This is a genomic window from Desulfomicrobium baculatum DSM 4028 (genome assembly GCF_000023225.1).
GTDB lineage: Bacteria > Desulfobacterota > Desulfovibrionia > Desulfovibrionales > Desulfomicrobiaceae > Desulfomicrobium > Desulfomicrobium baculatum.
Genome location: NC_013173.1, coordinates 1,459,077 through 1,479,669, shown reverse-complemented (window position 1 = coordinate 1,479,669; position 20,593 = coordinate 1,459,077). Strand labels below are relative to the sequence as shown.

15 protein-coding genes and 1 tRNA gene are annotated in these 20,593 nt (G+C 51.9%); 14 read left to right on the top strand and 2 right to left on the bottom strand.

The features are described from left to right. Positions 1 to 769: 769 nt before the first annotated feature. Positions 770 to 840 (bottom strand) — tRNA-Arg (locus tag DBAC_RS19190). 159 nt (positions 841 to 999) lie between these two features. Here DBAC_RS19190 and DBAC_RS06705 point away from each other — a divergent pair. Then, positions 1,000 to 2,178, top strand: a complete 1,179-nt coding sequence (locus DBAC_RS06705) for a tyrosine-type recombinase/integrase (RefSeq protein WP_015773529.1) — start codon at positions 1,000 to 1,002, stop codon at positions 2,176 to 2,178. A 26-nt stretch (positions 2,179 to 2,204) separates the two neighbouring features. On the opposite strand, the gene DBAC_RS06700 is transcribed toward DBAC_RS06705, so the two are convergent. Further along, positions 2,205 to 2,432, bottom strand: coding sequence for a helix-turn-helix domain-containing protein (locus DBAC_RS06700; RefSeq protein WP_043810585.1), 228 nt, complete (start codon positions 2,430 to 2,432; stop codon positions 2,205 to 2,207). A 155-nt stretch (positions 2,433 to 2,587) separates the two neighbouring features. Here DBAC_RS06700 and DBAC_RS06695 point away from each other — a divergent pair, with 155 nt between their 5' ends. The 13 genes from DBAC_RS06695 to pglZ all read left to right on the top strand — a co-directional run bounded on the left by DBAC_RS06695 (position 2,588) and on the right by pglZ (position 20,590). Next, positions 2,588 to 3,307, top strand: coding sequence for a metallophosphoesterase family protein (locus DBAC_RS06695; protein ID WP_015773528.1), 720 nt, complete (start codon positions 2,588 to 2,590; stop codon positions 3,305 to 3,307). 136 nt (positions 3,308 to 3,443) lie between these two features. After that, complete coding sequence (locus DBAC_RS06690; RefSeq protein ID WP_015773527.1) at positions 3,444 to 4,253, top strand: DUF6088 family protein; 810 nt, start codon at positions 3,444 to 3,446, stop codon at positions 4,251 to 4,253. Beyond that, positions 4,228 to 4,497, top strand: coding sequence for a hypothetical protein (locus DBAC_RS06685; protein ID WP_143890831.1), 270 nt, complete (start codon positions 4,228 to 4,230; stop codon positions 4,495 to 4,497). The genes DBAC_RS06690 and DBAC_RS06685 overlap by 26 nt, the downstream gene beginning before the upstream one ends. Continuing rightward, positions 4,494 to 5,177: a metallophosphoesterase family protein gene (locus DBAC_RS06680; protein WP_015773525.1), complete on the top strand. Its 684-nt coding sequence runs from the start codon at positions 4,494 to 4,496 to the stop codon at positions 5,175 to 5,177. The genes DBAC_RS06685 and DBAC_RS06680 overlap by 4 nt, the downstream gene beginning before the upstream one ends. Then, complete coding sequence (locus tag DBAC_RS17770; protein ID WP_015773524.1) at positions 5,174 to 6,037, top strand: metallophosphoesterase family protein; 864 nt, start codon at positions 5,174 to 5,176, stop codon at positions 6,035 to 6,037. The genes DBAC_RS06680 and DBAC_RS17770 overlap by 4 nt, the downstream gene beginning before the upstream one ends. A gap of 13 nt (positions 6,038 to 6,050) precedes the next feature. Continuing rightward, the gene (locus tag DBAC_RS06670) at positions 6,051 to 6,314 is read left to right on the top strand and encodes a hypothetical protein (protein ID WP_015773523.1); all 264 of its coding nucleotides are present in this window, start codon (positions 6,051 to 6,053) and stop codon (positions 6,312 to 6,314) included. 359 nt (positions 6,315 to 6,673) lie between these two features. After that, positions 6,674 to 8,248, top strand: a complete 1,575-nt coding sequence (locus DBAC_RS17765; protein ID WP_167320922.1) for a nuclease-related domain-containing protein — start codon at positions 6,674 to 6,676, stop codon at positions 8,246 to 8,248. 155 nt (positions 8,249 to 8,403) lie between these two features. Then, positions 8,404 to 9,117 (top strand): hypothetical protein, encoded by a 714-nt coding sequence (locus DBAC_RS06660; protein ID WP_218915598.1) that lies wholly within the window; start codon positions 8,404 to 8,406, stop codon positions 9,115 to 9,117. Beyond that, complete coding sequence (locus DBAC_RS06655) at positions 9,104 to 9,658, top strand: BREX protein BrxB domain-containing protein (protein ID WP_015773520.1); 555 nt, start codon at positions 9,104 to 9,106, stop codon at positions 9,656 to 9,658. The genes DBAC_RS06660 and DBAC_RS06655 overlap by 14 nt, the downstream gene beginning before the upstream one ends. An 8-nt stretch (positions 9,659 to 9,666) precedes the next feature. Continuing rightward, a complete protein-coding gene (brxC, locus tag DBAC_RS06650) occupies positions 9,667 to 13,095 on the top strand; it encodes a BREX system P-loop protein BrxC (RefSeq protein ID WP_015773519.1) in 3,429 nt (1,142 codons plus the stop codon). Positions 13,096 to 13,147: 52 nt separating this feature from the next. Then, a complete protein-coding gene (locus DBAC_RS06645) occupies positions 13,148 to 16,573 on the top strand; it encodes an Eco57I restriction-modification methylase domain-containing protein (RefSeq protein WP_015773518.1) in 3,426 nt (1,141 codons plus the stop codon). Then, positions 16,570 to 18,264 carry an AIPR family protein gene (locus DBAC_RS06640; RefSeq protein WP_015773517.1) on the top strand — a complete coding sequence of 565 codons (1,695 nt, stop codon included), beginning with the start codon at positions 16,570 to 16,572 and terminating at the stop codon, positions 18,262 to 18,264. The genes DBAC_RS06645 and DBAC_RS06640 overlap by 4 nt, the downstream gene beginning before the upstream one ends. Beyond that, positions 18,257 to 20,590 carry a BREX-1 system phosphatase PglZ type B gene (gene pglZ, locus DBAC_RS06635; protein ID WP_015773516.1) on the top strand — a complete coding sequence of 778 codons (2,334 nt, stop codon included), beginning with the start codon at positions 18,257 to 18,259 and terminating at the stop codon, positions 20,588 to 20,590. Before DBAC_RS06640 ends, pglZ begins: the two co-directional genes overlap by 8 nt. The last annotated feature ends 3 nt before the right edge of the window (positions 20,591 to 20,593 follow it).

Here is a 20,593-nt window from a genome sequence, read left to right as displayed (position 1 = left end):
TATTAAACAATAAAATGAAAAAACGTTTGAAAAGCGCGTAAAAAAAATATATTAGTGAAAATAAATATTGGTATGTATTACTAACTTCCTAGAATACTCATTAATACTAGCTATATTTTAGTAAATCCGTATAAATTTTAATACACTCTGTATCAAAACTTGTGAATAATACTCCTAGTTAACAGGTAGTTGCAAGTACATTTATGAGCACTAAAACAGCCCCTTTCCTTCCAATTTTCCAGTCCGTAAACAGTACGCCTCCGGCTCAAAATACGTACCACAGTATTCATTTATTTTATGCGTCATGACAGAAATTTCGATTGGAATATATGTAAAAAACAGAATTTCAAAATATTTTTTTTAATTCATAATTTTTAACTTACATAAGCAATTCTAAAATACATCGTATTTATTTTTTATGGAAATAAATTTAACTTAAAATTCAATAATAAATTTTTTTGTGCATGATTATTGCTGTTACAGTAAAGTAAAAACATTGACAATCAGAGGATTGAGAAATGTTACGCATCAAACGGAACATATAGAGGACAAAGAGAGGACGGGAACAGAGAGAGGACCCCATCAAGAATGAAGACAGGAAACACAAAAAAGTCAATCCTAAAGACAAGAAGGATTATCAGCCGCTGCGTATCAGTCCAGGGCAGGACCTGGAGATATGGAGAGTTGTGACGTGGATTTTGCGGGGCGGAGATATGATGGGAAAAAGAAAAAGGGAGCTAGGCTTAAATACCTAACTCCCTGATTTTCTTGGTGCGCAATGCAAGAATCGAACTTGCGGCCTTTAGCTCCGGAGGCTTAAAAGTCACTTTTTCATCAATTTCTACCAAATCCCATTGCATCCTATATCTCATATTTTTCAGATAGTTATCAATTAGTCACTCTCTATTGACTTCTGGTCCCCGAGCTGTATTTACGCCTTGCGTGCGGGGAAGGTGCGGGGAAGAATCGCTTGAGGTACCGAAACGCGAGGGGGAATTCATGACCGAGGAAAAGCGCGAGAAGTCGAAGAAATATCCAGGCGTATATTGGCGTAAAAATCCCGAGAATGGCGAAAAGACCTATTACATTCGCTATCGGCTCGGGGGGCGTGGTTCCAAGGAAATCGAAGAGCCCGTGGGGAAGTCCACATCCGCCATGACTGAAGCCAAGGCATCCCAGGCAAGGGCTGCACGCATGACGGGGCAAACCTTGCCCAACACAGAGCGCAGGACGCAGGAGAAGGCCGCCCAAGAAGCCATTACCGGGCGCTGGACAGTCCAGAAGATCTGGGATGAATACGATGATGCACACAAGGACCGGGCCTGCGCTAAGCCGGACGCGTCCTATGCAAACCGCCTCCTGCCCGAACTTGGCGAGAAGACCCCTTCCGAAATCGTGACGCTGGACCTTGAACGTCTGCGCCGGAATCTGGCCAAGACGAAGAGCCCCAGAACGCGCAAGACCCTCTCCGCTCAGACCCAGAAACACGTCCTGGCCCTGCTCAAGCGCATGCTCAGGTGGGCGGCGGACATGGGACATATTGATCCGCCAGTGCACCTCAAGTTCCGCATGCCGACCGTAGATAACGAAAAGACCGAGTTCATGACCGAGGACCAGCTTTCGGCATATCTTAAAGCATTGGATGAAGAATCGAACCAGCACTGCGCGGCCTTTTTCCGCATCGCACTTTTGACAGGGATCAGGCGGACCGCCCTTCTCAACGTCATGTGGTCAGACGTGGATCTCGAGAATGGATTCCTGACCCTGCGCGGGGCCACGGCAAAGAACGAAAAGACGCAGACCATACCCCTCTCCCCCGGCGCGGTGGAGGTGTTGAAAGGCATCGTGCGCCCGAACTCTCCTTACATCTGGCCAGGCCAGAATGGAGGCGCCAGAGAAGACATGCGGCGCATGGGACGACGACTCAGGGACAAAGCCGGACTCCCGGCGGACTTCCGTCCGGTGCATGGACTCCGGCATCATTTTGCCAGCCATCTGGCCAGTTCAGGCGCGAGCCTGTATGAGGTGGGCACGCTCCTGACTCATGGCGACCTCAGCGTGACGAAACGGTATGCACATCTCTCCGACCAGGCGCTGCGGCGTGCCGCTTCTCTTGCGGATGACATGGTGAAGGTGAAGAAAAAGGCCACAGTCTCAAAAATCAACGCCGAAAAATAATCGTATAATCGGCGCTTTGCCAGATATCACTCGTTAAACAATTCAACTATTTTTACATTCAATCCCTTGGCAATTATTGCAAGAGTTTCAAGCTTGCACAATTTAATTTGGCTTGTTCTGGCTCGCTCAATAATTTTTGTGGACAACTTTGTTTCATTTGAAAGCGCTACTATGGATATTTTTTTCTCTTCCATGATTCGCTTCACATTACTCGTAATCCCTGTTGTTTCCAAACGAATATCGTAAATTGACATGACCCCACCACCGTCCTGATTATTTTGGGTGAGACTAGCGGAAATCTATTGACAAGCTCAACGTAATATATTACTGTATTCATCAACCTTTACCTTCTACCGGCACCGACATTAAAGCCGTATCTTGAGAAAAAATCTATTACTTACAGATTGTTATGAAAATTATCATCATGGGCGACATTCACGCAGATTTTGGGTCGTTGAACCAGTTTCTGAACAAAAAGAAGCCGGACATTGTTCTGCAATGCGGAGATTTCGGCTGGTGGCCACATCGACACGGAACAGAGAAAATCACCAGAAATCGCCGATTCGATCAGTATTCCATCAAGCCGCAAAGCACAAAAATATACTGGTGCGACGGGAATCACGAAAATCACGACGATCTGCAGGAACGCGTGAAGGCTGCCCCGGACGGACCGATTGAGATCCCGGTTCCGGGATGCTTCTACATGCCCAAGGGCTCAATCCTGACCCTGGACGACGGCAGAAACATACTCTTCTTTGGTGGGGCGATGTCAACGGACAAGGAGGGCCGCGTTGAGGGCGATGACTGGTGGGCCGGGGAAGTGCCTACAAAGACGGACCTGGAGCACGCCCGGGCACAAGTCCTGGCCCACGGAGGGCGGGTCGACATGGTGATCTCGCACACGGGGCCTTTGGCCTTCTTGCAGCAGCTCCCGAAGAACAAGATTGACCATGACCGGCTTATGGATCCCACAGTGGCGCTTTTGGACATAATTTTGGGCGAGTTTCACCCAAAGCAGTGGTTCTTTGGGCACTTCCACTTACACGCAAAGGGAGTGGATCATGGCTGCGCCTGGCAGTGCCTGTCCGGCGAAGGCCTTGGGGGCAAGTGGTGGGTGGAAGTGGGATGAAGTACGTTAGCGTCAGATTTTGACGTTACTGTACTTCTTGGCGACGGTGAAAGGCGGCTCATAGTACGGTAGTCCAATTTTTTTAGACTTTGGTACTATGAGGCGACGGTGAAAGGCGGGCTGCGGAGGTTTTGTTGTGAAAAAAAAAAGCGTCATCGAGATTGTGAGGCAGATGGTCGAGCAGATACCGGTTGCTCAGAGCTTCGGCTTCGCTGATTTCGGGGATCTGGCCACGACCAGGCGCAGGGCGCTCTCGCGGGCACTGCGACAGATGGTCAAGGACAAGGAGATCCGGCGGGCATACCCGGGCCGGTTCTACCGGCCAAGGGCGTCGGACCGTTTCGGCCCTATGGAGCTTTTTGGCCGTGAACTGCTGCGCGAGGCCCTGGATGTGGGCTATCCTGCCGGCTCATGGGCGCATAACGACCTCGGACTTTCTACACAAGTCCCGATGGTCTTGACTATTGCGACGCCTAGTTGGACTCATGAGAGGCGTTTTGGATACCAGAAAGTGCGCTATATACAATCTACAATTAAAGAAATCCCGAAGGTGCATGCGGCAAGGCTGGCACTTATGATTCTTGATGCACTCAAAGAAATACGTCACGTCAGTGATTCGTCACCGAATCACGTTGTGAACCAACTTTTTTTACTCTTCAAACAGCACGTGACGATCGAGCATCTTGGTTATCTTTTGAAGTATGGACTGCAATATCCTCCGCAGGTACGGGCGTTGCTTGGTGCGATATTTGAAATTGAGAAGCATCTGCACTTGAGCGAAATGCTTCGCAAAACATTGAATCCGAGGACTGAATACTTTGTTGGCGTTGATAAGGCTTTGCCAAATTTTAAAAAATGGAAATTGGTTGGACCTGGGCGGACTTATAGAGCGTGGGAACGGCGGTGGAAGAAAAGAAGAAATGAAGCACAGAAATTTGAACCATGAACTGTGGACCCCGGCGGCTATTGACTCCTGCATCACCAGAGGCCGCCAACAGGATTGGGATGAGATGCGGCAAGCTGCGCTCGATGATCAGGAGATCATGGTGCGGTTGAACAAGATCGCCGGATGCGAGAAGAACTTGAAGAGCCCCTTTGACGATCTGGTTTACCAGGAATGGTGGAGATGGGTGCAGGATCCAGAGAGGGAGTCCTGGGGGCCTAATTTCAAAGACTGTGGGGGAATATGATTCTGTTTGCAGGTGACTGCCACGGGGATTTCATCCCTGTCATCGAGGAGGCCGGCGAGGCCACGGCTGTAGTGCTCCTGGGCGACCAGGAGCCGCTGAACGACCTTGCCGCGGAGCTGGGGCCTGGCGTGGCCCCGAAGACGTGGTGGATCTACGGGAACCACGACAGCGATTACCTCGACTACATGACACACCACGAATCCATGGCCGAGCGGAACCTGCACTGCCAGGTGGTCGAGATCGGGGGCTTGCGGGTCGCGGGTCTGGGCGGGGTGTTCCGCGCAAAGAAGTTCGAAATTGACCAGACCACGCGCCTGGCCGAAGTGGATCTGGACTGCCCACAGGACTACCGGGAAGCATGGATTAAACTTCGGCGAGGCGGACGAGCGTACCCCGCAGACTTCACCTCGATCTTTCCTGACGATTTAAAATCCTTGCTGGCGCTGACAGGACACGTGGATGTTTTAGTCACACACGAGGCACCCGAGTCTCACCCGCTCGGTTTCCCACTCCTCGGTGACATTGCCCGTGCCATGGGCGTCAGGATGCTGATCCACGGCCACCACCACGAACGCTACAGCGCCACCCTGGACGGTGACATTCGCGTGGAAGGGATCGGAATGGCGAGAACCGCCGAAGGTTTTTTCTGGCTGGGCCAAGGTCTGGGAGACCGGTCATGATCCTTTTCGTCGGGGACTGCCACGGCGACTTTGAACCCATGCTCGAAGCCGCAGTAGGGGCCACAGCAGTCGTCCTCCTTGGCGACCAGGAACCCCTCGACGATCTGGCAGCCATCCTCGGCCCGGAGATCGCGGCAAAGACATGGTGGATATTCGGCAACCATGACAGTGACGATCCCGAATACATCAAGCATCACTCGTCTATGGCCGACAGAAACCTGCATTGCCGCGTGGTGGAGATTGATGGCCTGCGCATCGCCGGTCTCGGCGGCACTTTTCGGTCCAATGTCCTGGGCGTTGACCGGCAGACGACGTTGAGCGACCTGCCCCACGTCCGCCCCCAGGACACTCGCCAAAGCTTGGCATTGATTCGCAAGGACAAGAAGCTCGCCCCGCAGGATCACACGACAATTTTCCCGGAAGACCTTGCGCTGATGGCCCGCCTTGCCAGCAAGACCCGCGTCGACGTCATCGTGAGTCACGAGGCCCCGGAATCCTACAAACTCGGCTACCGGATCCTGGGTGAAGTGGCCCGCTCCCTCAAGGCCAGAATTCATGTTCACGCTCATCACCACGAGCGTTATGACGCCATGCTTGATGGCGGCGTCAGGGTTGCCGGGGTGGGCATGTCGGGCATGATGATCGAATGGCTTCAGCCAAGGGATGGGCTCTTCTGGCTTTCGGCCTTCCCTGGCGGCAATGTGCTTGCAATGGGATACGACCCGAAAAAAAAGATGTTCCAAGGCGAGTTCGTCGGCCAGGAAAAGTTCAAAGATCTTACGGCGCCCGATCTGAACGCCTTGCAGGAAAAAGGCGCCCTGCTTCTTGAAACGTTCATGAAGAAACCCAAGCGTAGATAAGAGGAGAACACCCATGCACACAATGGTCTATGACTTCTCCAAGGTGAGGCCTCCAAAGAATCCGATTGATCCCGAGGAAGTGACTACGCTCAGGCGCATACTGCGAAAGTATCCTTGGGACATCGAAGACGACCGCATACGCCTTCACCCTGAGCTCAAGGTGACGTCAAAAGAGCGCCTGATTCTGCGTAAGTATCTGATGGAGAAGGACTACCACGCCGCAAAGGATGCGGTTGCAGAGTTGGATGCCATGAATAACGCATCGTCTCATGAATAACACGCTCAGATAGTTCAATAATCATCGAAAAAATCCCGAAATAAATCGAGATGGCCTTTCATTGATACCGCTTACCAAACAGAAAAAGCGCAACAGAATTTCCACGAGATCGTCCCAACAGCCTGGGACGATCTCCACTATCCAAGACGATAAATCCCCAAAGAAGGTGTATTGGAAACATTATGTTTCGGCTGGCGTCTGACAAGAACCAATTTTCCGCACGAATTCAACAACACCGGCCAAGATGTCTTACATCCTAAAATTCTTGACACTTTCGCCCAGCTGAGGCTTATCAAAATGGCTGCAACAAAATGTGCAGCACATTTCGAGTGCTCACGAACCAGGAGGACGAGGAGGAAATGGCTCAGGTCTTTGGATCAGCTGGGAAAAGTGTTTTTTCCATGGGCGACACACGGTATCAGGACTTGCTTTCGCGCATCGCCCTGCCCATGCTTTCGCTACTGCTGCTGATACCTCTCGGGTATTATCTGCTAACCCGTGGCCATTTTTTCTGGGGCGTCGTGGTCGCTGGCATTTATATCGTCTCCATCAAGTCACTTGAAGAAACCGGAATCAAGCTCAAAAAACGCATTTCCGACGCCGACACAGGCGCCGAAGCTGAACAAGCCGTCGCCGACGCCCTTCAGGAACTCCCTGACGATTACTACGTCTTCCATGACCTCGAATTCCCTGGTTTCAACATCGACCATGTCGTAATCGGCCCCAATGGCATTTTTCTGGTGGAGACCAAGAGCCAGAAAGGGAACATAACCCAGGAAAACGACGTTCTGCTCAGAAACGGGCGTAAATTCTTCAAGGATTTTTTGAATCAATGCTGGAGCCAAACCTACTCGCTCCGGGATCATCTGGGCGCGGAGAGACTTGGCGGACAGACGATCATGCCTATTCTTTGCTTCTCTCGGGGATTTATACAAATTCGTGGGCTGGTGAGAGGCGTTGAGGTGCTGAATATCCGCTTCTTACGGCCGTATATTCTCTCGCAGCGTGGGAGTCTTCCGGCCCAGGCGAGGGATCAAATCATCCCCTTTCTGGCCGCGGCGTTGTCCGACCAGACAGCACAACCCAGCCCAATGGTCCCTCAGTCCAAGACCGGCGGCATTGTCTGTCCGAAATGCTATTATGAGCGTACACAAAACGATGATCTGCACTTTAGCGCGGGCGAATGCCCGAAATGCGGCGTCATCTACGCCCACGTCCAGACGAATTCACCTCACGACAGCACGTCCGCCCAGGCAGCAGCCCCCAAGGATTTAACCAGGACATTGCAAGCCCTTCTTTCCGGCCAGGATTCGCAGCACAAGCAATCGCCAACCAAACAAATTCAGTGGTCTGCGCTGACGCTCAAATTAGCAGCATGCGCCCTGGCCGCCCTCCTCTTGATCGGTGCCTACAAAACCATGCAGGCCACCGTGACCAGCATTTTCAGCCCCCCACAAACGCAAACCAAGCAGGCCCCAGAAAAGCCTATTCCAGATGAGCCGAATTCAGTTCATCTCGCAACATTTCCACTTACGCACGCTGTCTCATCGGATAATTCCGCAAAGGCGATCACTTTCGTCTTTGAGGAAGATCGAGGGCAGAATGTGATACTGCTTTTCTTCGACAACAAGGCCAAAACCCTCGCCTTGCGGGCCTGCGTTCGCGCGAACGAAAAATTGACCACGACACTCCCCCGCGTCGACTTGGGCTACGTCATTGTCACCGGCGAAGCCTGGCAGGGCTACGAAGACTTGTTCGGCCCAGCATCAGAATCGAAGAAAGCCCTTATTACCTTGAGTTCTCAGACGAAAACAGGCAACGTCACGTCCATTCAAGCCACGTCCAGCATGTTCCTTCAGAAAGGAGGCCCAAGCCCTATTACAGAAGCTAAGGCATGGGTTAAGGCGGCCTTCAAACGTGGGGGGCCTTCTTGACGATGGCCTGTTTAACACTTTTCAGAAAAAAGCTTCTCACCAATTATTCATTATAAAAGGCACGTGTTTTGACGAACAAAGATAAGCATTCTAAGGGAATCAGCCCGTTCGGATTCAGTTATGAACGAGGGGGAGCCCATCTGGCTCGAACCATCATGTTCGAGGAACTCCAGGAAGTCTTGCGGCAACCTACGGAATTTACGGTTTCCAAAGATGACTTCCGGAAGGCCATTGTCGACGAGAACTGCCTTAACAAGCGTTCGGGCCGAACGAGGTTGCTGACCTACCGGCACCTCGTGGATCTTTATAGTCTGGACACAGGGACCACCTTATTTCGTAACCTCCTTTACCTCTGGCAGCGGGATCCATCCGCCAGGGCATCTCTGGCCTTCCTTTGCGCGTACGCCCGCGACCCCCTTTTACGCAGCGCAACACCATTCCTCTTTGATCACCCCATTGGATCAACGGTCATCCGGCAGAACCTCGAACACTACATTGATTCGCTGGAGACTGACCGTTTCAGCGCCGCCACGCTTAAATCGCTGGCGCAGAATATCAGTTCGTCCTGGACGCAGGCGGGTTATCTGAGTGGCCGTGTCCGAAAAATTCGCTCTCAGCCACCCGTCACCCCTGGCGCGACGGCTTATGCTCTTCTTTTGGGGTATCTTAACGGGTTGCGTGGAATGTCCCTTTTCCAATCAGAATACATGAACCTCCTTGACTGTCCCCTGGAATCGGCTCTTGATGCCGCCGCAGAGGCTTCTCGCCGTGGCTGGATCGTTTTAAAAAGGATCGGCACCGTGGTCGAAGTCCTTTTTCCAAACCTTCTGACTGATAAGGAAATGGAGTTGCTGCGTGAGCAAAGTTAAAAGGCTGATCCAATCCTATGCCAACTTTATCGCCGTCCCTTGGCGTGAAGATGCCGCCCCAGCCCAGCGGGTCATTTTCTGCGTTTATGACGAGAATGAAGAACTTCGTCTCAGGGCCAAAATCGAAGAGTTCGAGCTGACCACACGCCAAGCCGGTCACGACTGGTTTGTCTTTGATGTGACCGACTCATTCGCCCTGTGGTTGGCAAACGAGGATTACGCCGAGGAATTCTTCAGAGAACCAAGCCTACTGGGCGACCTTCTCCCGGAGGAATATCTTCGTTTCCTAATCTCATCCTTCAATACGTACATAGGTGAGGCCACGGCAAATCCAAACGCTGTAATCGCGGTGCTGGGTGTGGGCGCACTCTTTGGATTCGCCAAGGTCAAAGACCTCGTGGATAGCTTGGCTCCTTTGGTCAAGGGACGCCTGATGATCTTTTTCCCCGGCAGTTACGAAAACAACAACTATCGCCTGCTCGACGGCTACGATGGCTGGAATTATCTCGCGGTACCCATCACCGCCGACAAATCATTCTAGGAACTCCCATGCTCAACAAATACATTTTTCTCAAAGATCCTGTATCGCGCAAACTGGCCAACCAGGGCGTGGCAAGCGTTAACGAGTCGGACGAAAGCATCCTTCGCTACGAGCTTGAAACCTTTGTGTGCAGCGGACAGTACGAAAAAGGATTGGTGCACATTCTGCGGACGTATTTGGAGAATCTCAAACACCCCCAACAGCCAGGCGTCTGGATCAGCGGTTTTTTCGGGTCAGGCAAATCGCACTTGGTTAAAATTCTGGCCGCTCTCTGGCTGGACTATATCTTTTCCGATGGAGCCACCGCGCGAGGCATCACGACCCTCCCACCTGAAGTTCAGGAGCTATTCCTAGAATTGAAAACAGCCGGACAGAGACATGGCGGTTTACACAGCGTCAGCGGCACCTTGAAGGCCAACGATGACAGCAACAGTGCCCGCGCCGCCATTTTGGCCATGATCTTCAAATCCGTCGGACTGCCCGCGAAGTACCACTTTGCATCATTCGTCATGTGGCTCCAGGAAGAAGGCATCTTGGATCAAATTCGACAACATGTCGAAAATGCGGGTAAAATTTGGGACCAGGAAGTCCTGCGTCTGCACGTCTCCACGGTGCTCCGCGAAGCTCTGGTCAAAATCAGGCCGCAAATCTTTTTCGATGAAAAAACCTGCGCCGATATTCTGCGAAACCAGTTTCCATCCGGCAAAGACGTTTCCAGCGACGACATGATAAAAGCTATCAAGCAGGCCCTGTCCAAGGATGGCAAACTGCCGCTGACCCTGATCGTGCTGGACGAAGTCCAACAATACATCGGCGAGGACAGTCAACGGTCGATCGATGTGCAGGAAGTTGTCGAGGCCTGTTCCAAGAACATCGGCGGCAAGCTGCTCTTTGTGGGCACCGGGCAGACCGCCGTGACTGGGACAAGCAACCTCAAAAAACTTGAAGGACGGTTTACGGTCCGAGTCGAGCTTTCTGACGCCGATGTGGACGCGGTTATTCGGCAGGTCATCCTGGCCAAAAAACCTGAGGCCATGGCTCCCATCAGTTCAATGGTCCAGGCCAATTTAGGCGAAATCTCCCGCCATCTGACAGGAACCACCATCGCGCACCGCCAGGCGGACTTGGAATACATCGTTCATGACTACCCCATCCTGCCGGTTCGCCGCCGTCTTTGGGAAAATGCCTTACGTGTCCTGGATCAGTCTGGGACGGACAGTCAGCTCCGCAACCAGCTCAGCCTGATTCACAAGGTCATCCAAACCAATGCCGAACAACCCATCGGGCATGTCGCACCGGCGGACTTTATTTTCTTTGACCTGGCGGAAAATCTCCTCCGTACCAGAATCCTGCCGCGCAAAGTGTACGAAAAAACCGTGGGGTGGAAATCCGGGTCTACCGATGAACAGCTCATGTCCAGAGCGTGCGCCCTTGTGTTTTTGATCACCAAGCTAGCCGCTGCAAACACTGAAATCGGCCTGAAAACTACGGTGGACACGCTCGCAGACTTACTCGTGGAGGATTTGTCCCAAGGCTCAAGCGTGCTGCGCAGCAAGCTTCCGGGCCTGTTGAACTCCTGCGAACTGCTGATGAAGGTTGGCGACGAGTACCGCATCCAGACCGAAGAAAGCGCGGCTTGGAATGACGAATTTTTAAGCCAACGCACAAGCTTGGCCAGCACCGCCCATCGCATCGAAACAGAACGTGACGACCGCATCAGACGCAAGGTCAGTGAGTCTCTGCGCAAGATTTCTATTCAGCACGGAATGTCCAAGACACCGCGTGATATCTCTACGATCTTTGATTCCCAGCTCCCGTCTGACGCCTCCGGAAAAATCTGCGTATGGATTCGTGACGGCTGGAGCACGGATGAAAATTCCGTTTTAGCTGATGCCCGGCACGCCGGAAACCAATCCCCCACGATCTTTGTTTTTATTCCCAAACGCTCGGCTGATGACCTTCGTCATCAACTGATGGATTACAAGGCAGCCAGCGCCACCTTGGAAAAACGTGGAGTCCCTTCAACCCCGGAAGGCACCGAAGCCCGAGCCGCCATGGAAACGGCGAAATTTAATGCGGAAGCACGCATAGCCGCACTTCTGGATGATGCGTTTTCGGGGGCCAGAGTGTTCCAAGGAGGCGGTAACGAAATTCTGGGCAATGAGCTTCAGGACAAGGTGACGGAAGCAGCCAAAAATTCATTGGCCCGCCTGTTTCCACAATTCGACCTTGCAGACAACAATGGCTGGACCAAAGTGCTTGAACGCGCCCAAAAAGGCGCTCCTGACGCCTTGAAGGCCGTTGGCTATGAAGGTGAGCCTGGAGCCAATGTCGTTTGCAAAGCGATCCTGGGCTTTATCGCCGGAGGAAAAAAAGGCGTCGACATCCGTAGTCACTTTGAAGGCCCCGTATACGGATGGCCGAGGGATGCAGTGGATGGAGCCTTGCTCGTCATGGTCAACGCGGGTCTTGTTCGTGCTCTGGATGACATGGGCAAGGCCTTGGACGCGAAGACGTTAGACCGAAGGAATTTCGGCAAAACCTCTTTTAAAGTTGAAGCGACCACCATCAGTGCGGCCCAAAAAATCCAGATCCGCAAGGTTCTGCAAAAAATTGGCATTGCCGCCAAACAGGGTGAGGAATCCGCCTCGATCCCCGAGTTTGTGCAGAGCATGAAAAACCTGGCCGAGCGAGCGGGCGGCGATGCACCCAAGCCTGCGATACCGGATACCGCCTGCCTCGAAGACATCAGACTGACAACCGGGAACGAACAGCTTCTTGCGGTGTACAATCTGCGCGATGAGTTAGCCGCCTTGATTGATTCCTGGACAGAAGTTGCAGATCAAATCTCCAAGCGCGGTCCTGCCTGGACCACCCTGGTCCGTCTGAAAAAACACGCCGCAACCTTATCCCAAGCCAAGCTGCTGTTCGATCAGATTTCGATCATTGAACAGGAACGCCAACTGTTAAATGATCCCGATCTGGTAAGTCCCCTCGTATCCAGTCTGGCCCAAATTCTGCGAGCAGAACTGAACCGTCTTGATCGTGAGTATTCGACCAAACACGAAGAGGGCATGGCCCGGCTTAAACAGGATGACAATTGGCAACAGTTGGAACCGGAACAGCGTCATCAACTTTTGTCAGGCCAAATGCTGCATGAGTCTGCCAGACCAAAAGTTGAAGTCCAAGCAACGGAAGACGTGCTGCGCACACTGGAAGCTTTCTCGCTGAGCATGTTTGAGGACCGCATTGCCGCTATGCCGGGACGATTTGACGCAGTCCTGCAAGCTGCGGCAGAACTCATGGAACCGGAAGCGAAGTTCGTTCATCTGCCGCGGCGGACTATCAAGTCTGCGGATGAGTTGGATGCTTGGCTGGTAGAAGTAAAAAAACAACTCGTGACTGCGCTAAACTCTGGGCCTGTGGTTATTCAGTAGTCCAAAAGTAGTGAGCTACTCGATGATCCTGTAATGCAAGGAGCTATACCCCATGCAGCCTCTCGCTAGATCCCTTCGCAACGATTTGGAGAAAACCGTCAAATCCGCTCGCGACATTGCTGAAAATGCAGCCAAGGCATGCTTGGAGCAACTTGGAGTTGGTGAGTCTGTGCCGTTTTCGCATCTATCAGACGAACAAAAGAACTTACGGCGAAGGCTCCGGGCTCACGGGAGACAACTTGGAGATATTCGATCTACCAAAGGGGAGCAGGAAATAACCTTGCTTTTGGAAGAAGTGGCATATGAGCATTGGCATCGCATGCTTTTTGCCCGTTTTCTGGCTGATAATAATTTGCTCATGTTCGACGGCGTGGCCGTCACGTTGGCAGAATGCGCGGAGCTGGCAGCAGATGAAGATGAAGGCTTTACCAATGAATGGGAGATGGCCGCCGATCTGGCCGGAGCCATGCTGCCTCAGATATTTCGCACGGATTCAGTTGTCTTCAAACTGCATTTTTCTCCGGAGCATCAGCGAAGTCTGGAGCGGCTCATCGCAGATTTACCCGTAGATGTTTTCATGGCGTCCGATTCCTTAGGGTGGGTGTACCAGTTCTGGCAAAGCAAGCGCAAAGACGAGGTTAATACATCTGAGGTCAAGATCGGCGCGAGAGAGTTGCCTGCCGTGACCCAGCTTTTCACCGAGCCTTATATGGTTGCTTTTCTCTTGGACAACACGCTGGGCTCTTGGTGGGCATCAAGAAAACTGACGAAATCTGAATTAAGCTCTGCAAAAGACGAAGACGAACTCCGCAGGAAGGCATCGCTCCCCGGCGTCCCGCTGTCGTATCTGCGTTTTGTAAAAAGTGAAGACGATTTGTGGACTCCGGCTGCGGGAACATTCCTTGGTTGGCCGAGAACATTTTCTGAGCTGAAAATACTCGATCCAAGTTGCGGTTCGGGTCACTTTCTGGTCGCCGCTTTGCAAATGCTGGTACCCATGCGCATGGAGCTTGAGAAGCTGTCAGTGCATGAGGCTATCGACAAAGTTCTCACTGAGAACCTCCACGGTCTTGAGATTGATCAACGCTGTGTTGAGATTGCCGCCTTTGCCCTAGCCCTCACCGCATGGAGATATCCAAGCGCTGGCGGTTATCGGACATTGCCCGAACTTAATGTGGCCTCGACTGGACTTTCCATCAGCAGTACTAAAGAACAATGGATGGCTATCTTGGAAGGGCAGCATCTGAAGCTCGACCTGCGGTTCCATTTTGAGCAACTTTACAATCTTTTCACCAAAGCGCCAACCCTAGGCAGTTTGATCAATCCGCATAGGTTTTTGGGACGTGGTCTCTTGGACGAGAGTGGCATGCGAGTCCTGATGCAGGTTTTGCGCACAGCTATAAAATTCGAATCGACCGCTTCGGACAAGTATGAACTTGGGGTTGTGGCCGCCGGATTAACTAAAGCAGCCGAACTACTTGCGGAGCGCTATACCTTGGTGGTCACTAATGTGCCCTATCTCGGGCGGGGGAAACAGGATGATGTGCTCAAAAAACATCTGGAAACCCAATATCCTCTTGGTAAGGCCGACCTAGCCACCGCTTTTGTTCTGCGTTGCCTCGAATTCTGTACCAAGGGAGGGTCCACCGCGCTGGTGACACCCCAGAACTGGCTTTTCCTGACGACTTATAAAAATCTTCGCGAAACTCTCCTGCGAAACCGTTCATGGGAGATAGTGGCTAGGTTGGGAGCAAAAGGCTTTCAAACACCAATGTGGGACTTCAATATCCAACTCAGCGTACTCACTGCTTCCAAACCCGTTGACGATCAGGCGATGTCTGGAATCGATGTTTCTGAGGCCAGCCGTCCCGAAGAAAAGGCGGCGTTGCTACGAGGAGATGATCCTGCTGAGATTTTGGTTCTGCCTCAGAAGGAGCAACTCAAAAACCCTGACGCACGAGTTCTGTTCGAACTTCATTGCGATTTGAAACGGCTTGGTGATTTTGCTGAAAGCGTTAAAGGTATCACTACAGGTGACTCTGACCGTTTTATCCGACGTTTTTGGGAGGTCGAACGGCGCCTTCCTGGGTGGGAATGGTTCCAAAGCACTGTCCAAGCACACATCACGTTCGGCGGGTGTGAGTCAATCGTTGAGTGGCATGACGGCAATGGCCCGATGAACGAAGTTCCAGGTGCACGAACATATGGCCGCGGAGCGTGGGGAAGCCCTGGTGTGGTGGTGGGCCAAATGGCTCGTATGTGTGCAACTCTCTACCAAGGCACGCCCTACGACAACAATGCTTGTGTGTTAAAACCGACGAATCATAACCATCTGCCCGCGATCTGGGCGTTCGCCACTTCTCCAGAGTTTGTCACCGGTGTCCGAGTCCTAGACCAAAAGGTCGGAGTAACGAATGCCACCTTCGAGAAGCTGCCCTTCGACCTCGACCACTGGCAGAAGGTCGCCGCGGAGAAATACCCCAGCGGACTCCCAGAACCGGAAAGCGATGACCCAACTCAATGGCTTTTCCATGGACGACCAGAAAACTCTTTCGCTCCACTTCAAGTTGCTGTCGCCCGCCTGCTTGGCTACCGATGGCCTGCCGAGCTTGACGCAAACATGCGCCTCAGTAATCGAGCCAGTAAATTAGCCAATAGCTGTGCCGAATTGGGTCACTTTGCAGACAGCGACGGCATTGTTTGTATCCCGCCAGTTCGCGGGGAAGCTCCTGCCGTCGAACGCTTACTAAATCTTCTGGCCTTGGCGTACGGCCAAAATTGGGGCTCTGAAATGCTCTCCGAACTCCTCAAAGCCGCAGATCATGCCGGCAAAACGATCGAGTCTTGGCTGCGCAATAAATTCTTTATCCAACACTGCCAACTCTTTCATCAACGCCCTTTCATCTGGCACATATGGGACGGCCTTCCCGATGGTTTTTCAGCCTTGGTCAATTACCACAAGCTCGATCGCAAGAATATGGAAACTCTGATATATACGTATCTAGGTGACTGGATCACACGCCAGAGAGACGAGATATTGTCAAACACGGATGGCGCACAAGAGAGACTGGCCGCTGCTGAAACACTTAAGCAAAGGCTCGAACTGATCCTTCAAGGGGATACGCCCTACGACATTTTTGTGCGTTGGAAGCCGTTACTGAAACAACCAATTGGTTGGGAGCCAGACCTGAATGACGGTGTACGTGTTAATATTCGTCCTTTCATGACCGTGCCTGACATCAAGAAGAAAGGCGCAGGCGTACTTCGTGAAAAACCAAGAATTGACTGGAAGAAGGATCGAGGCAAGGAACCAGTTCGTCCACAAAATGATTTTCCTTGGTTCTGGGGATGGGATGAAACCATTGATTTTGCAGGTGGGGCGGAGTTCACCGGCGATCGTTACAATAATTGTCATTACAGCCTCGACGTTAAACGCCGGGCGCGTCGCGTGATAAGAGCAGAGGATAGTACATCATGAGCATCAATATCGGAATCATTGATCAGCGTATCCGCAAACTCGCCGAAGACTTGGCAGCGGAATTTGAGGCCCGGCTGAATATCAAGAACGATGAAAACAAACAACGCTCGCTTTCTTTTGTTTTTTTGGTTGTGAAAACCATACTTGACCTACCCGACGAGCAGGGGCTGGACTGCCTTACAGAAGGCGGCAACGATTTTGGCGTGGACGCCCTTCACATAGGGGATGTGGAAGATGGCGAGTTTGCAGTGACCCTGTTCCAGGGTAAGTACAAACAGAATCTAGCTGGTGATGCCAATTTTCCGCAGACAGGTGTCGAAAAAACCATCCAGGCGATTCGGTACCTCTTCGATCCAGATGCAGTCATTACCACCAACGAGAACCTGACCAAGCGGTTGGAAGAAATCCGGTCGCTGGTGCGCGATGGCCACATTCCCCGAGTGCGGGTGGTACTCTGCAACAATGGTTTGAAGTGGACGGATACCGCGCAGCAACTCATCGAACGCGCCGGATACCCAGATGACCAAGTGGTTTGGGAGCACGTCAATCATGATTGCATAGTCCGCATGTTGCAATCGACAAAGCAAGTTGATGATACCTTGAGATTATCTGGCAAGGCCATCATTGAAGATTTGGACTACTGTCGAGTACTCGTTGGGAAAATTCCTGTGCGGGAAGTCGAGGTGCTCTTCAATCGCCACGGCGACCTCCTGCTTGAGAGAAACGTACGCCGGTTTCTGGGTTTGCAGGGAAATCGGGTCAATCAGAACATCGAACATACCCTGAAGACCGAAGCAGAACGCGGCAACTTCTACTTCTATAACAACGGTATTACCTTGTTATGCCGCAAGTTTGCATACAATGCACTCCAAGGGGAAAACTACCAAGTTCGAGTTGAAGGTTTACAAGTCATCAACGGCGGTCAGACCTGCAAGACTATTCAAACAACTCTGGCGTCACTGGCCGGCATGGACGACGGAATGGAGAATGCATTCGTTCTTGTTCGCCTCTATCAGTTGCCCTCTGAATCCGCCGACTTGGTGCGGAGCATTATCTACGCGACCAACAGTCAGAATCCTGTAGACCTCCGCGACCTGCGTTCCAACGATCCCAAGCAAAAAAGTTTGGAGACTTCCATCAGTGACCTGGGGTTCGCCTACCATCGGCACCGCAGCCAAGCATCTTTGAAACCGACCGATATCAGCAGTGCGACGGCGGCAGAAGCTGTCTTGTCTGTATGGCGAGAGCGCCCGCATCAGGCGAAGTTTTATGGACGGGAACACTTTGGAAAGCTCTATGACCTGATCTTTACGGATGATTTGCATGCGGCTCAAGTCATTATGGCAGTTCTTTTGTTTCGCCATGCCGAAAACATGCGCAGGCGTCCGCCGGAAGGTTCTCCAGACTTTATAAGCTATGCTTCGTGTTTTCTGGCCATGCTCATGGGACAATACCTTCTTCATGATCTTGGCATTGGTCTGGACAAACTGAATCACCTAAATTTCTTGGAAGCCAGGAGTAAGTGGGATCAGAATGCGGAAAGATATTTCAAGGAGGCTGTCACGGCCATAGAAAAGGCAATCGGAAAGCTGTATGGACAGCAAAATCTTTCCCTACAAAGGCTGGCGGCAACTTTCCGGCGCGGTGATTTACTACAAGAGTTGAAGGGTGAGGTTGCATTAGGTGCCTAACATCCTCAAGGAACTAGCCAATACAATCCGTAGTTCAGGCAATCACAACCCAGAAATCCAGACACCTCCCGTCTGCATCCTTTGGCCAGACAAAGAAAGACAGTGGGAAGGAATCATTCTGCTCCTGCTTGATGAGCTTCCGGAACTATTCATCCTTGGAGACTACTCCTCGGACAAGAGGACTGGCCCGGCCATCTGGCTACGTTGTGTCCTGGCTAATACATTATCCAACATCCCAAGGCCGTTAAATCAGACGCCGATCCTGTATCTTCCTGGTGTAAGTAGGCAAGACTTGCGCGCTGTTGAAAATTGTCCGGAACACCTGAAACCACTTGCTGAGTTGCAATACCGGGGAACGATCTGGAATCAAAGCAATGCAAAGGACTGGACCATTCTCGCCTTTCTAAGATCAGCCCAAGGGGGCTTGGGCCTAGACGTTGCCCAAGACAACGACACCAAACAGTCTATGCTACTGGCTCTCAGCCGCCTGCTGGATGAAGAAGTCGAGCCATTAAAAAACAAACGGCTTGATGCCGAATTTTTCAAAAAACTTCTGATCGGTGATCCGCGTCGGCAAATTTTGGAGTGGATCGACCACTCAGAAAAATACCGAACCAACTCTAGTGAAAACGAATGGCTGGCGTTTATTGAGGTTTGCCGTTCTCAGTTTGGCATCCATCCTGAAAAAGACGGCCCCCTTGTTGCCTCTGAGCGACTCGCTTTGAGAGAAGGTCCGTGGAAAACCGTGTGGGATAGGTTTTGCGAAGCGCCCAACAGGTATCCTAATATCCCCGCACAAATCAAAAAATGCAAAATGCCCGGAAACTCGATGCTGTGGAGCATGGGCAAAGCATCGGAGTATGAAGGCTGGCCACAATGGAACGAGTTGCAAGAAACGGCGTTACGCCAAGGGCTATTGTCCCTTGCAAAGCATGATGCATCCACATGCCGCACTGAACTTATCAAGTTTGAACAGCACCATGTCGCACGCCGTAGTCTGGTGTGGGCGGAACTGCGAGAAGCGTCTTTAGCCCTAGCCTTAGAGCATTTGATGGTAATGGCGTCAGAAATACGGAAATCTTTGAACGCAGGCTCTCTGGATGACGTAGTCCAAGCTTACCTGAACAGTGCCTGGAAAGCCGACGATGCAGTTTTGTCCGCGCTTGCATGCGTGGAAAGCAGTGAAGATTTCAACGCCGTGACAGTGGCGATTCGAAGCGTCTACCTTCCCTGGTTGGAGGACTCCGCCCGCCATCTGCAAAATATTTGGGAACCAATAGCGAAGATTGATAACCTTTCGTCTGATGCCGAAAGCTGCATTGTCTTTGTCGACGGTTTGCGTGCTGATTCCGCTCGGCGTTTAAAGTCCATCCTTGCATCAAAAGGTGCTGTCGTTAAGGAGCAAATTCGATGGGCTGCATTGCCAAGTGTGACAGGGACGGGAAAGCCAGCAGTGGCACCTTTGGCCTCAACCAGTGCTGCGGAGAATCCAAGTTCCACAGACTTTCAAGCGATGTCTCCGTATCAATTCGAGAAAGCTCTCAAAGACTCAGGCTGGATGGTAATCCGAGCCAAAGATCCGATTCCAGCCCCAATTTGCCAAGGCTACCCCGTCGCGTCCACGGTCAACAAACTTTGGGTGGAGATCGGCAACATCGATCACGAAGGGCACGAACGGGGAGCGAAGCTTGCGAAGCAGCTCCCGGCCCTCTTGGCAGAAGTTGCCGAAAGAATCGAAGCCCTGCTTTCTGCGGGATGGTCTCGCATTCGAGTAGTCACTGATCATGGCTGGCTCCTCCTGCCTGGTGGTCTGCCAAAATCAAACCTGCCCAGCGCCGTTTCTGAAAGCAAATGGGGTCGGTGCGCCCTGATAAAATCCGGTGCAATTACCGATCATCGCATATTTCCTTGGCATTGGAATCCTGACGAGTCAGTCGTTCTGGCCGATGGAATCAGTTGCTTCCGAAGCAACGAAGAATACACCCATGGTGGTTTAAGCCTTCAAGAATGCTTAACCTTGGACCTGATTGTATCTTCAGATTCTCTTCAAGAAGCCGTCACCATCGCTGAAGTCCGATGGAAAGGCTTACGCTGTTCCGTGCTAGCCCAAGGCGCATTGAGCGGGCTTCAACTCGACGTCCGCAAATTTGCAGAAGATGCAGATACTTCCCTCATCAATCAAGCCAAACCCATTGAAGATGACGGACGCGCTTCTGTGCTGATCGTTGACATGGACGGGGATCTGGACGGAACAGATGCTTTTATCGTGCTAACCAATGATGCGGGCACAGTGACAACACAAATTTCGACACGAATCGGTGGATAACCA